At 61.0% G+C, this 14,042-nt stretch carries 12 protein-coding genes; 11 read left to right on the top strand and 1 reads right to left on the bottom strand.

From position 1 onward, the window contains the following. The first annotated feature begins 282 nt into the window (after positions 1–282). From glyA to J4E42_RS06150, 8 genes are all read left to right on the top strand, one after another. The gene (gene glyA, locus J4E42_RS06185) at positions 283–1,536 is read left to right on the top strand and encodes a serine hydroxymethyltransferase (RefSeq protein ID WP_008035038.1); all 1,254 of its coding nucleotides are present in this window, start codon (positions 283–285) and stop codon (positions 1,534–1,536) included. 23 nt (positions 1,537–1,559) lie between these two features. Beyond that, positions 1,560–2,810, top strand: a complete 1,251-nt coding sequence (locus J4E42_RS06180) for a sarcosine oxidase subunit beta (RefSeq protein ID WP_007947735.1) — start codon at positions 1,560–1,562, stop codon at positions 2,808–2,810. A 14-nt stretch (positions 2,811–2,824) separates the two neighbouring features. Continuing rightward, a complete protein-coding gene (locus J4E42_RS06175; protein ID WP_008035036.1) occupies positions 2,825–3,154 on the top strand; it encodes a sarcosine oxidase subunit delta in 330 nt (109 codons plus the stop codon). Beyond that, a complete protein-coding gene (locus J4E42_RS06170) occupies positions 3,151–6,168 on the top strand; it encodes a sarcosine oxidase subunit alpha (RefSeq protein WP_207284838.1) in 3,018 nt (1,005 codons plus the stop codon). Before J4E42_RS06175 ends, J4E42_RS06170 begins: the two co-directional genes overlap by 4 nt. Positions 6,169–6,313: 145 nt before the next feature. Beyond that, on the top strand, positions 6,314–6,946 hold the full coding sequence (locus J4E42_RS06165) for a sarcosine oxidase subunit gamma (RefSeq protein WP_008035033.1): 633 nt from the start codon (positions 6,314–6,316) through the stop codon (positions 6,944–6,946). Positions 6,947–7,058: 112 nt separating this feature from the next. Continuing rightward, positions 7,059–7,916, top strand: coding sequence for a formyltetrahydrofolate deformylase (purU, locus tag J4E42_RS06160; RefSeq protein WP_207284837.1), 858 nt, complete (start codon positions 7,059–7,061; stop codon positions 7,914–7,916). Between the two features lie 196 nt (positions 7,917–8,112). Next, entirely contained in the window at positions 8,113–9,312 is a 1,200-nt protein-coding gene (fdhA, locus tag J4E42_RS06155; protein ID WP_008035029.1) for a formaldehyde dehydrogenase, glutathione-independent, read from the top strand. A 185-nt stretch (positions 9,313–9,497) separates the two neighbouring features. Next, on the top strand, positions 9,498–10,046 hold the full coding sequence (locus J4E42_RS06150) for a DUF2780 domain-containing protein (protein ID WP_207284836.1): 549 nt from the start codon (positions 9,498–9,500) through the stop codon (positions 10,044–10,046). Position 10,047: 1 nt separating this feature from the next. Here the strand turns inward: J4E42_RS06150 and J4E42_RS06145 are convergent, their stop codons facing one another. After that, a complete protein-coding gene (locus tag J4E42_RS06145) occupies positions 10,048–10,935 on the bottom strand; it encodes an acyltransferase (RefSeq protein WP_192416781.1) in 888 nt (295 codons plus the stop codon). Between the two features lie 266 nt (positions 10,936–11,201). Here J4E42_RS06145 and J4E42_RS06140 point away from each other — a divergent pair, with 266 nt between their 5' ends. The 3 genes from J4E42_RS06140 (at position 11,202) to creC (ending at position 13,878) form a co-directional block, all read left to right on the top strand. Next, positions 11,202–11,705, top strand: a complete 504-nt coding sequence (locus tag J4E42_RS06140; protein WP_008045158.1) for an ATP-dependent zinc protease — start codon at positions 11,202–11,204, stop codon at positions 11,703–11,705. A 74-nt stretch (positions 11,706–11,779) separates the two neighbouring features. After that, entirely contained in the window at positions 11,780–12,460 is a 681-nt protein-coding gene (gene creB, locus J4E42_RS06135) for a two-component system response regulator CreB (protein WP_207284835.1), read from the top strand. Then, positions 12,460–13,878 carry a two-component system sensor histidine kinase CreC gene (gene creC / locus J4E42_RS06130; protein WP_207284834.1) on the top strand — a complete coding sequence of 473 codons (1,419 nt, stop codon included), beginning with the start codon at positions 12,460–12,462 and terminating at the stop codon, positions 13,876–13,878. The genes creB and creC overlap by 1 nt, the downstream gene beginning before the upstream one ends. Positions 13,879–14,042 lie beyond the last annotated feature (164 nt).

The raw sequence follows: 14,042 nt of genomic DNA, 5'->3' as shown, positions 1-14,042 counted from the left end.
CCCTGTAGGAGCGAGCCTGCTCGCAATGGCGGCGGGTCAGTCGACATCAATGTTGAATGTAAGGCCGCTATCGCGAGCAGGCTCACTCCCACAGGGATCTCTACTGGTTCAAGGATCGTGTTCGTTCAGCCATTTCGGTCTATGTCGTAAACGCACCTTTGCGTGGCGTCCGTAGGCATTTGACCTGTCTGCGCCGGTCATACCATCGCTATCAAAGGGCACTGCCGAAACGCCGTGCCTTACCGAGACGAATGGCGCACAGATGCCGCTGGGAGAGACGCGATGTTCAGCAAGCAAGACCAGATCAAAGGTTACGACGATGCACTGCTGGCGGCGATGAATGCCGAGGAGCAACGCCAGGAAGATCACATCGAGCTGATCGCGTCCGAAAACTACACCAGCAAACGCGTCATGGAAGCGCAGGGCAGCGGCCTGACCAACAAATACGCCGAAGGCTATCCGGGCAAGCGCTACTACGGTGGCTGCGAGCACGTCGACAAGGTTGAAGCGCTGGCCATCGAACGCGCCAAGCAACTGTTCGGCGCCGATTACGCCAACGTGCAGCCGCACTCCGGTTCTTCGGCCAACAGCGCCGTATACCTGGCCCTGCTGCAAGCCGGCGACACCATTCTGGGCATGAGCCTGGCCCACGGCGGTCACTTGACCCACGGCGCCAAGGTTTCCTCCTCGGGCAAGCTGTACAACGCCGTGCAGTACGGCATCGATACCAAGACCGGTCTGATCGACTACGACGAAGTCGAGCGCCTGGCCGTCGAGTGCAAGCCGAAAATGATCGTTGCCGGTTTCTCGGCTTACTCCAAGACCCTCGACTTCCCACGCTTCCGTCAGATCGCGGACAAGGTCGGTGCGCTGCTGTTCGTCGACATGGCCCACGTTGCCGGTCTGGTCGCTGCCGGTCTGTACCCGAACCCGCTGCCGTACGCCGACGTGGTGACCACCACCACCCACAAGACCCTGCGCGGTCCGCGTGGCGGCCTGATCCTGGCCAAGGCCAACGAAGAAATCGAGAAGAAGCTCAACGCAGCCGTGTTCCCGGGTGCCCAGGGCGGCCCGCTGATGCACGTCATCGCCGGTAAAGCGGTGTGCTTCAAGGAAGCGCTGGAGCCAGGTTTCAAGGCTTACCAGCAACAAGTGATCGATAACGCCCAGGCCATGGCCGGCGTATTTATCAAACGCGGCTACGATGTAGTGTCCGGCGGCACCGATAACCACCTGTTCCTGGTCAGCCTGATTCGTCAGGGCCTCACCGGCAAAGAGGCGGATGCAGCACTCGGTCGCGCCCACATCACTGTGAACAAGAACGCTGTCCCGAACGATCCTCAGTCGCCGTTCGTCACTTCCGGCCTGCGCATCGGCACCCCTGCGGTGACCACGCGCGGCTTCAAGGTGACCCAGTGCGTCACGCTGGCCGGCTGGATCTGCGACATCCTCGACAACCTCGGCGACGCCGATGTCGAAGCGAACGTCGCGCAGCAAGTGTCGGCCCTGTGCGCGGACTTCCCGGTTTATCGCTGAGCGCGGTTTTGGAGTAAATGACTATGCAACGCTACTCGGGCTTCGGCCTCTTCAAACACTCCCTCAGCCATCATGAAAACTGGCAGAAAATGTGGCGCACGCCGACCCCTAAAAAGGTCTATGACGTGGTCATCGTCGGCGGTGGCGGGCATGGTCTCGCCACGGCTTACTACCTGGCCAAGGAACACGGCATCACCAACGTGGCCGTGGTCGAAAAAGGCTGGCTGGGCGGCGGTAACACCGCGCGCAACACCACCATCGTTCGCTCCAACTACCTGTGGGACGAGTCGGCGCACCTGTACGAACACGCGATGAAACTGTGGGAAGGCCTGTCCCAGGACCTGAACTACAACGTGATGTTCTCCCAGCGCGGCGTCTACAATCTGTGCCACACCTTGCAGGACATTCGTGATTCCGAGCGTCGGGTCAGCGCCAACCGCCTCAACGGCGTGGACGGCGAACTGCTCGATGCCAAGCAAGTAGCGGACGAGATTCCGTACCTCGACTGCTCCAAGAACACTCGCTACCCGGTGATGGGCGCTACCGTCCAGCGTCGCGGCGGCGTCGCCCGTCACGATGCCGTGGCATGGGGCTTTGCCCGTGCCGCTGACGCACTCGGCGTGGACCTGATCCAGCAGACCGAAGTGATCGGTTTCCGCAAGGAAAACGGCGTGTGCATCGGCGTTGAAACCAACAAGGGCTTCATCGGCGCCAAGCGCGTCGGCGTGGTCACGGCCGGTAACTCCGGGCACATGGCCAAACTCGCCGGTTTCCGTCTGCCGATCGAATCCCACCCGCTGCAAGCGTTGGTGTCCGAGCCGATCAAGCCGATTATCGACAGCGTGATCATGTCCAACGCCGTACACGGTTACATCAGCCAGTCCGACAAGGGCGACCTGGTGATCGGCGCCGGTATCGACGGCTACAACGGCTACGGCCAGCGTGGTTCGTACCCGGTGATCGAGCACACCATCCAGGCCATCGTCGAGATGTTCCCAGTGCTGTCCCGCGTACGCATGAACCGCCAGTGGGGCGGCATCGTCGACACCACGCCGGATGCCTGCCCGATCATCTCGAAAACCCCGGTACCAAACATGTTCTTCAACTGCGGTTGGGGCACCGGTGGCTTCAAGGCAACACCTGGTTCGGGCAACGTGTTTGCCGCGAGCCTGGCCAAGGGTGAAATGCACCCATTGGCCGCACCTTTCTCCATCGACCGTTTCCACAACGGTGCGTTGATCGATGAACACGGCGCTGCTGCGGTTGCCCACTAACAGGAGAAATCCCCATGTTGCATATCTTCTGTCCTCACTGCGGCGAGCTGCGCTCTGAAGAGGAATTCCACGCATCCGGCCAGGCGCACATCCCGCGTCCACTGGATCCGAACACCTGCACCGACGAGGAGTGGGGCGACTACATGTTCTTCCGCGATAACCCTCGCGGTCTGCACCACGAGCTGTGGGATCACGTTGCCGGTTGCCGTCAGTACTTCAACGTCACCCGCGACACCGTGACCTACGAGATTCTCGAGACTTACAAGATCGGCACCAAGCCACAATTCACCGACAAGACCGATAGCTCGAAAGCGGCTACGACGGCTCTGGGAGAGAAGGTATGAGCCAGATCAATCGCCTGTCCAACGGCGGACGGATCGACCGCAACAAAGTGCTGAGCTTCACCTTCAACGGCCAGACCTACAAAGGCTTTGAAGGCGATTCCCTGGCCGCTGCACTGCTGGCCAACGGCGTTGACATCATCGGTCGCAGCTTCAAGTATTCCCGTCCGCGCGGCATCTTCGCCGCCGGTGCCGAAGAGCCGAACGCCGTGCTGCAGATCGGCGCGACCGAAGCCACGCAAATCCCGAACGTACGCGCCACGCAACAAGCGCTGTACCAGGGCCTGGTCGCCACCAGCACCAACGGCTGGCCGAGCGTGAACAACGACATGATGGGGATTCTCGGCAAGGTCGGCGGCAAGCTGATGCCACCGGGCTTCTACTACAAAACCTTCATGTACCCGCAATCGTTCTGGATGACTTACGAGAAGTACATTCGTAAGGCTGCCGGTCTTGGTCGCTCGCCGACCGAGAACGATCCGGACACCTACGACTACATGAACCAGCACTGCGACGTGCTGATCGTCGGCGGTGGCCCGGCTGGCCTGGCAGCTGCTTTGGCAGCCGCTCGCAGCGGTGCTCGCGTCATTCTGGCCGATGAGCAGGAAGAGTTCGGCGGCAGCCTGCTCGACTCCCGCGAAAGCCTCGATGGCAAGCCCGCCGTGGAATGGGTCGCCAGTGTCCTCGACGAACTGAAGAACACCCCGGACGTGCTGCTGTTGCCGCGCGCCACGGTCAACGGCTACCACGACCATAACTTCCTGACCATTCACGAGCGCCTGACCGATCACCTCGGCGACCGCGCCCCGATTGGCCAGGTGCGTCAGCGCATCCACCGGGTTCGCGCCAAGCGCGTAGTCCTGGCGACCGGCGCTCACGAGCGTCCACTGGTCTACGGCAACAACGACGTGCCGGGCAACATGCTCGCCGGCGCTGTGTCGACTTACGTCCGTCGCTACGGCGTGGCACCGGGTAAAAAACTGGTGCTGTCGACCAACAACGATCACGCCTACCGCGTTGCACTGGATTGGCTCGACGCCAGCCTGCAAGTGGTGGCCATCGCCGACGCCCGCAGCAACCCGCGTGGTGCACTGGTTGAAGAAGCCCGTGCCAAAGGCATTCGCATCCTGACCGGCAGCGCCGTGATCGAGGCCCGTGGCAGCAAGCACGTGACCGCCGCTCGCGTTGCAGCGATCGACGTCAAAGCCCACGCCGTGACCAGCCCAGGCGAGTGGCTCGAATGCGACCTGGTTGCCAGTTCCGGCGGTTACAGCCCGGTGGTTCACCTGGCTTCGCACTTGGGTGGCAAGCCAATCTGGCGTGAAGACATCCTCGGTTTTGTACCGGGCGAAGCACCGCAGAAACGCGTGTGCGTCGGTGGCATCAACGGCGTCTACGGCCTCGGCGATTCGCTGGCCGACGGTTTTGAAGGCGGCGCTCGCGCAGCCAGCGAAGCCGGTTTCAGTGTGGTCGAAGGCTCCTTGCCGAAAGCCCTGAGCCGCCTGGAAGAGCCTACGTTGGCGCTGTTCCAGGTGCCGCACGAAAAGAACACCGCACGTGCGCCGAAGCAATTCGTTGACCTGCAAAACGACGTCACCGCCGCCGCCATTGAACTGGCGACCCGCGAGGGCTTCGAGTCGGTCGAGCACGTCAAACGCTACACCGCACTGGGCTTCGGCACCGACCAGGGCAAGCTCGGCAACGTCAACGGCCTGGCCATCGCGGCCCGTTCGCTGAACGTGACCATCCCGCAGATGGGCACCACCATGTTCCGTCCGAACTACACGCCGGTGACTTTCGGCGCCGTGGCCGGCCGTCACTGTGGGCACATCTTCGAACCTGTACGCTTCACTGCGCTGCATCACTGGCACGTGAAGAACGGCGCCGAGTTCGAAGACGTCGGTCAGTGGAAACGTCCTTGGTACTTCCCGAAAAACGGTGAAGACATTCACGCCGCCGTGAAACGCGAATGCAAAGCCGTGCGCGACAGCGTCGGCCTGCTGGATGCGTCGACCCTCGGCAAGATCGACATTCAAGGCCCGGATGCGCGTGAGTTCCTCAACCGCGTCTACACCAACGCCTGGACCAAGCTCGACGTGGGCAAGGCGCGTTATGGCCTGATGTGCAAAGAAGACGGCATGGTCTTCGACGACGGCGTGACTGCCTGCCTCGCCGACAACCATTTCGTGATGACCACCACCACCGGCGGCGCTGCACGCGTGCTGCAATGGCTGGAAATCTACTCACAGACCGAATGGCCAGAGCTGAAGGTGTACTTCACTTCCGTGACGGATCACTGGGCAACCATGACCCTGTCCGGGCCGAACAGCCGCAAGCTGCTCAGCGAAGTCACCGACATCGACCTGAGCAACGAAGCCTTCCCGTTCATGACCTGGAAAGAAGGTCTGGTCGGCGGTGTACCGGCGCGGGTGTTCCGGATCTCGTTTACCGGTGAGCTGTCGTACGAAGTCAACGTGCAAGCCGACTACGCCATGGGCGTGCTCGAAAAAATCGCTGAGGCCGGCAAGCAGTACAACCTGACGCCGTACGGCACCGAAACCATGCACATCCTGCGTGCGGAGAAGGGCTTCATCATCGTCGGTCAGGACACTGACAGCTCGATGACCCCGGACGACCTGAACATGGGCTGGTGTGTCGGTCGCACCAAACCGTTCTCGTGGATCGGCTGGCGTGGCATGAACCGTGAAGACTGCGTGCGTGATCAACGTAAACAACTGGTGGGCCTGAAGCCGATCGATCCGACCAAATGGCTGCCGGAAGGTGCGCAACTGGTGTTCAACACCAAGCAGACGATCCCGATGACGATGGTCGGTCACGTCACCTCCAGCTACCTGCACAACTCCCTCGGCTATTCGTTTGCCATGGGCGTGGTCAAGGGCGGCTTGAAGCGGATCGGCGAGCGCGTATTCGCACCGCTGGCCGACGGCAGCGTGATCGAGGCGGAAATCGTTTCTTCGGTGTTCTTCGATCCGAAAGGCGATCGCCAGAACGTGTGATTGCCGGATGTGGTGCATCTGATGCACCGCATCGCCGGCAAGCCGGCTCCTACAGGATGTATGCGATTTGTAGGAGCCGGCTTGCCGGCGATGACGCCAGATCAGTCACCGCAAGCCTCACAACAGAATTCAGGAAAGGTGCTTTATGACCGCAGCCAATGTTTACCAACAACGCCCAACCACCGGGGCCAAGGCCGAGTCGTCGCTGCATCATGCCGACCTCGCCAGCCTGGTCGGCAAGGGTCGCAAAAACGCCGGCGTGATCGTGCGTGAGAAAAAACTCCTCGGCCACCTGACCATCCGTGGCGATGGCCACGATGCCGCGTTTGCCGCTGGCGTGCACAAGGCCCTGGGCATCGAATTGCCGAGCGCGCTGACCGTCATCGTCAAGGGCGAAACCAGCCTGCAATGGATGGGGCCGGATGAGTATTTGCTGATCGTGCCGACCGGCGAAGAATTTGCCGCCGAGAAAAAACTCCGTGAAGCGCTGGGCGACCTGCATATCCAGATCGTCAACGTCAGCGGTGGCCAGCAGATCCTCGAACTGAGCGGTCCGAACGTGCGCCAGGTGCTGATGAAGTCCACCAGCTACGACGTACACCCCAACAGCTTCCCGGTCGGCAAGGCTGTCGGCACCGTGTTTGCCAAGTCGCAACTGGTGATCCGCCACACCGCCGAAGACACCTGGGAACTGCTGATCCGTCGCAGCTTCTCGGATTACTGGTGGTTGTGGTTGCAGGATGCGGCGGCCGAGTACGGGCTTAGCGTTCAGGCCTGAGATTTTATCGCCGGCAAGCCGGCTCCTACAGTTGTTCATCTGACCTGTAGGAGCCGGCTTGCCGGCGATCAACCGCGCAGCGGTTGCCCATAACAACAGGAGTCACCGCACTATGAGCCGCGCCCCAGACACATGGATTCTGACCGCCGACTGCCCAAGCGTCCTCGGCACCGTGGACGCGGTGACCCGCTTTCTGTTCGAGCAGGGCTGCTACGTCACCGAGCACCATTCGTTCGATGACCGGCTCTCGGGTCGTTTCTTCATTCGCGTGGAATTCCGTCAGCCTGACGGCTTCAACGAACAAGCCTTCCGCGCCGGGCTGGAAGAGCGTGGCCAGGCGTTCGGCATGATCTTCGAGCTGACCCCGCCGCATCACCGCCCGAAAGTGGTGATCATGGTCTCCAAGGCCGATCACTGCCTCAATGATTTGCTCTACCGCCAACGCATCGGCCAGTTGTCGATGGACGTCGCCGCCGTGGTTTCCAACCACCCGGACCTCAAGCCGTTGGCCGACTGGCATCAGATTCCGTACTACCACTTCCCGCTCGACCCGAACGACAAACCGTCGCAAGAGCGCCAGGTGTTGCAGGTGATCGAAGAATCCGGTGCCGAGCTGGTGATCCTTGCGCGCTACATGCAGGTGTTGTCGCCGGAGCTGTGCCGCAAACTCGATGGCAAGGCGATCAATATTCACCACTCCCTGCTGCCCGGTTTCAAAGGCGCCAAGCCGTATCACCAGGCCTACAACAAGGGCGTGAAACTGGTCGGCGCCACGGCGCATTACATCAACAACGACCTGGACGAAGGCCCGATCATCGCCCAGGGCGTGGAGGTGGTGGACCACAGTCATTACCCGGAAGATTTGATCGCCAAGGGGCGGGATATCGAGGGGCTGACGTTGGCCAGAGCGGTTGGGTATCACATTGAGCGACGGGTGTTCCTCAACGCCAATCGCACGGTTGTTCTTTAGATTTTGAGGCTGCTTCGCAGCCTATCGCCGGCAAGCCGGCTCCTACAGTTGATTGCGGTTCCCTGTAGGAGCCGGCTTGCCGGCGATGAGGCCATAACAAACAACACAAGACACACAGGCAATAACCCGAGCAATCAACGCGCCGCCGATCCTGGGCGACGCGGCTATTACATAAAAACAACAGCGAGGTGAAAGCATGTCTGGCAATCGTGGTGTGGTGTATCTCGGCGCTGGCAAGGTCGAAGTACAGAAAATCGACTATCCGAAAATGCAGGACCCGCGTGGCAGGAAGATCAACCACGCCGTGATCCTGCGCGTGGTTTCCACCAACATCTGTGGTTCCGACCAGCACATGGTGCGCGGTCGTACCACTGCTCAAACCGGTCTGGTACTGGGTCACGAAATCACCGGTGAAGTGATCGAGAAGGGCAGCGACGTCGAGAACCTGCAGATCGGCGACCTGGTGTCCGTTCCGTTCAACGTGGCTTGCGGGCGCTGCCGTTCCTGCAAGGAAATGCACACCGGCGTCTGCCTCAGCGTTAACCCGGCACGTCCGGGCGGTGCTTACGGTTACGTCGACATGGGCGACTGGACCGGCGGCCAGGCTGAGTACGCAATGGTGCCGTACGCTGACTTCAACCTGCTGAAACTGCCTGACCGCGATCGCGCGATGGAAAAAATCCGCGACCTGACCTGCCTCTCCGACATCCTGCCGACCGGTTACCACGGCGCAGTGACTGCCGGCGTTGGCCCAGGCAGCACGGTGTACATCGCCGGTGCCGGTCCGGTTGGTCTGGCGGCTGCCGCTTCCGCTCGCCTGCTGGGTGCGGCAGTGGTCATCGTCGGTGACGTCAACACCGTTCGCCTGGCGCACGCCAAGGCGCAGGGCTTTGAAATCGCCGACCTGTCCCTGGACACGCCACTGCACGAACAAATCGCCGCATTGCTGGGCGAGCCAGAAGTGGATTGCGCCATCGACGCCGTGGGCTTCGAAGCGCGTGGTCACGGCCATGACGGCGTGAAGCACGAGGCTCCGGCCACCGTACTCAACTCGTTGATGGGCGTGGTTCGGGTAGCCGGCAAAATCGGTATCCCAGGCCTGTACGTGACTGAAGACCCGGGTGCCGTGGACGCGGCCGCGAAAATGGGCAGCCTGAGCATTCGCTTCGGTCTGGGCTGGGCCAAATCCCACAGCTTCCACACCGGCCAGACTCCGGTGATGAAGTACAACCGCCAGCTGATGCAGGCGATCATGTGGGACCGCATCAACATCGCCGAAGTGGTGGGCGTTCAGGTGATCAGCCTGGATCAAGCACCTCAGGGCTACGGTGAGTTCGATGCAGGCGTGCCGAAGAAGTTTGTGATCGATCCACACAAACTGTTCAGCGCGGCATAAGGCTTCACGCAATGCAAAACGGCGACCCTCGGGTCGCCGTTTTTGTTTGAGTCATCCATCTGTCCAGTGACGAACGGGCTCAAAATGGGCGTAGCGCTGAGGAACATGCCGGCAGAAGCCGAGTCAAATCGGCAGGTTTTTCCGCCCATTGCCGGGCGGTTTTCATGGCGCAAGAGGATGTCTGGATGAAGTTTTCACGTGGTTTTGTACTGGCATCGCTCATGACTCTGGTGGCCAGTCCGGTCTTCGCTCAGTTCAGCTTGAGCGATGCAGCCAGTGCCATTTCCGGCATGAAGGACGATAACGCCACCACAGCGGCAGCGCCGACTGCTGAAACAGCCGATCTGCTGGGTGCGCTCAGCGAGTTGAACCTGACGCCACAACAATTGCTTGGCGGTACCGGAGCGATGCTCGGCCTGGCGAAGAATCAATTGAGTTCAACCGACTATTCGGAACTGGCCCAAAGCGTACCGGGCATCGACATGCTGTCCGGCGGCGGTGAACTGGGGGCCATCGCCGGTTTGCTCGGTTCGTCCGGCAAGGTGGCCGGGCTGGACAATGTCTTGGGCAACGTCAAGGACACCAATGACCTTAACAATGCGTTCAGCGCATTGGGCATGGAAAGCGGCATGATCGGTCAGTTTGCCCCGCTGATTCTGCAATACCTCGGTCAGCAGGGCGTCGCCGGTTCGCTGCTGCAGAACCTGGGCGGGATCTGGGGCGCCGGCACCTGATTCAGCGGCGCTCGGCGCGCAAGGCGTCGATGCGCCGGTCCTTCTCGATCCAGAGCTGGTTGACCCAGTTCTGGACCGTTTCGCGAAACACCGGATCGTTCTCGTAATCGCCCTGCCACAGCGCGGGGTCGAGTTCGCGGGTCTTGATGTCAATGATGACCCTCGGCACGTTGCCGCTGATCAAATCCCAAAACCCCGGAATCTTCTGCTGCGGATACACCACCGTCACATCGAGAATGGCGTCCAACTGTTCACCCATTGCCGCCAGCACAAACGCCACGCCGCCAGCCTTGGGCTTGAGCAAATGGGTGAACGGTGACTGCTGCTGAGTGCTTTTCGCCGCCGTGAACCGGGTGCCTTCCAGGTAATTGACCACCGTCACGGGCTGGCGCTTGTACAGTTCGCACGCCGCTTTGGTGATCTCCAGGTCCTTGCCGGCAAGCGTCGGGTTCTTCGCCAGAAATGCCTTGGTGTAACGCTTCATGAACGGGTAATCCAGCGCCCACCACGCCAGGCCCAGGAATGGCACCCAAATCAGTTCTTTCTTGAGGAAGAACTTGAAGAACGGCGTGCGCCGGTTGAGCGTCTGGATCAGTGCCGGAATGTCCACCCAGGATTGGTGGTTGCTGATCACCAGGTACGACGTGTCGACCCGCAGGTCATCGCCGCCTCGCACGTCCCATTGCGTGGGGATGCACAGACGGAAGATCAGCTTGTCGATCTCGGCCCAGGTCTCGGCGATCCACATCACTGCCGCTGATGCGTAATCACGCAAGCGGCCGGGCAGGACCAGTTTGAGCAGGGCAAACACCATCAGCGGCCCGAACAGGACCAGGGTGTTGAGCAACAGCAGCAGGGTAACGAAACAGCCGGTGAGCAGGCGGCGCATAAGTAACTCTTGAAAGCGTTTGGGCGCGCCATGATAAGCAGCTTCGGGCGACAGGCCAAATCGGGGGGAACGAATGTTTCACGGTTGCGTGGGTATGCTGGAACTGTGGCGATTGTTACGGCCTCTTCGCGGGCAAGCCTCGCTCCTACAGGAATGGCGCAGGCCTTGTAGGAGCGAGGCTTGCCCGCGAAGCGATCTCAAGAACGAACGAATTGCTCACTGACGGTCTAAAATTCCGCTGCCCACTTTCCCAGGATGCCCCTTACGTGAAATCCCTCCTCGCATTGCTTTCCCTCGTGGCCCTGCCGGTCCTGGCCGCCGAGCCGACCCTGTACGGGCGCTACGAATACATTGCGCTGCCGGAAATCGGCGGTGAAGTGCTCAAGGCCAAAATGGACACCGGCGCCCTGACCGCCTCGCTGTCGGCCAAGGACATCGAAACCTTCACTCGCGACGGCGAAGAATGGGTGCGCTTCCGCCTCGCCACCAAAGACGCGAGCAACAAGGTCTACGAACACAAGGTCGCGCGGATCAGCAAGATCAAGACCCGCTCCGAAGAGGACGAGGATGAAGATGTCGCGGCGCCCACCAAGCGCCCGGTGGTCGATCTGGAACTGTGCCTGGGCAACGTCAAGCGCACGGTCGAGGTCAACCTCACCGACCGCAGCAGCTTCAACTACCCGCTGCTGATCGGCGCCAAAGCCCTGCGTGAATTCGGCGCGGCCGTGAACCCGGCGCGACGTTTTACGGCGGACAAGCCCGACTGCTGATTTCAAGTGGTCTCATTGACGTGACGTGAGGCATGGGGCACCGTTCGCCCACTCAACTGCCGGGCTCGGACGCCATGCCTCATATCCTGATTGTCGAAGACGAAGCGGCGATTGCCGACACCCTGATTTTCGCCTTGCAGGGCGAAGGGTTCACCACGACGTGGCTGAGCCTTGGCGCCTCCGCGCTGGACCATCAGCGGCAGACGCCGGCCGATCTGATCATTCTCGACATCGGCCTGCCGGATATCAGCGGCTTCGAAACCTGCAAGCAACTGCGCCGTTTCAGTGAAGTGCCGGTGATTTTCCTCAGCGCGCGTGATGCGGAAATCGACCGTGTCGTGGGCCTGGAAATCGGTGCCGACGATTATGTGGTCAAGCCGTTCAGCCCACGGGAAGTGGCCGCACGCGTGCGGGCCATCCTCAAGCGCATGGCGCCGCGTGCTGTGGCCGACGCTGGCTCTGCGCTGTTTCGCATCGACAGCGAGCGGGTACAGATCTGCTATCGCGGCCAGTTGCTGAGCCTCACCCGCCACGAATTCCGTCTGCTGCAATGCCTGTTGGAACAACCCGAACGCGTGTTCAGCCGCGAGCAGTTGCTCGATGCGCTGGGCGTCGCCGCCGACGCCGGGTATGAGCGCAGCATCGACAGCCACATCAAGAGCGTGCGCGCCAAATTGCGTCTGGTGAAGGCTGACGCCGAACCGATCCAGACCCATCGCGGCCTCGGTTACAGCTACAGTCCGGGGCACAGCTGATGCCCTTGGGGATCCGGATATTCCTGGTCTATGTGCTGTTCATCGGCCTGACCGGCTATTTCGTGCTCAACACCGTGATGGAGGAAATCCGCCCCGGTGTGCGTCAGTCCACCGAAGAAACCCTGGTCGATACCGCCAACCTGATGGCCGAGATCCTGCGCGATGATTTCAAGGCCGGCACGCTCAATCAGAACCGCTGGCCCGAATTGCTCAAGGCCTATGGCGAGCGGCAACCGAAGGCGAGCATCTGGGGGTTGCCGAAAAATCAGGTCAACCACCGCATCTACGTCACCGACGCCAAGGGCATCGTGGTGCTGGATTCCAGCGGTGTGGCGGTGGGTCAGGATTACTCGCGCTGGAACGATGTTCTGCTGACTTTGCGCGGTGAATACGGCGCCCGCTCCAGTCGCAGTGATCCGAACGATGCCAGCTCTTCGGTGATGCACGTTGGCGCACCGATCCGCGACAACGGTCGGATCATCGGCGTGGTCACCGTGGCCAAACCTAACAGCTCGTTGCAGCCTTACGTCGATCGCACCGAGCGCCGATTGCTTGCGTATGGCGCCGGGCTGATCGGCCTCGGCTTGCTGTTTGGCGCGTTGCTGTCGTGGTGGCTGAGCGCGGCATTGCGGCGCTTGACCGCTTATGCGAAAGCCGTGAGTGAAGGCCGGCGAGTCGAGGTCCCACACTATCGCGGCGGCGAGCTGGAGCAACTGGCGACCGCCGTGGAACAGATGCGCACGCAGCTCGAAGGCAAGGCCTACGTTGAGCGTTACGTGCACACGCTGACCCATGAACTGAAAAGCCCGCTGGCGGCGATTCGTGGTGCGGCGGAATTGCTGCAAGGGGAGATGCCGTTGGCGCAACGGCAGCGTTTCGTCAGTAACATCGACAGCGAAAGCGTGCGGATGCAGCAGTTGATCGAACGGTTGCTGAATCTGGCGCAGGTTGAGCAGCGCCAAGGCTTGGAAGAGCGGGTGGCCGTGCCGTTGGCGGGTTTGGTCGATGAGCTGCTGAGTGCTCAGGCCGGGCGCATCGAAGGGAAACGGTTACGCGTGGATCAGGCGATTCCGACGGATCTGGCAATCATTGGCGAACCGTTTTTGTTGCGTCAGGCGCTGGGTAATCTGCTGGAAAATGCGCTGGATTTCACGCCGGTGAATGGCGTGCTGCGATTCAGCGCCGAGCGTATTGGCGAACAGATTGAATTCAAACTGTTCAATCAGGCCGAAGCGATTCCCGAATATGCGTTGCCGCGATTGAGTGAGCGCTTTTATTCGTTGCCGCGTCCGGACAGTGGGCGCAAGAGCACAGGGCTTGGGCTCAATTTTGTAGAGGAAGTGGTGAAGCTGCATGGCGGGACATTGAGCATTGGCAATGTCGAGGGCGGGGTTGAAGTGACTTTGCGCCTGGCTTAGAACCGAGTCGCTCCCTTCGCGAGCAAGCCCGCTCCCACAGTCGATCTGTTGGGGGCGCACATTTTGTGTTTACTGGAGATCCAATGTGGGAGCGGGCTTGCTCGCGAAGGGGCCGGCCCAGTCTCCACATAATCTCCATACTTCCCCCACAAAACCCCCACACA

Origin of the sequence: Pseudomonas sp. FW300-N2A2 (assembly GCF_017351735.1) — a bacterium.
Lineage (GTDB): Bacteria > Pseudomonadota > Gammaproteobacteria > Pseudomonadales > Pseudomonadaceae > Aquipseudomonas > Aquipseudomonas migulae.
This window is presented reverse-complemented; position numbering and strand designations above follow the sequence as displayed.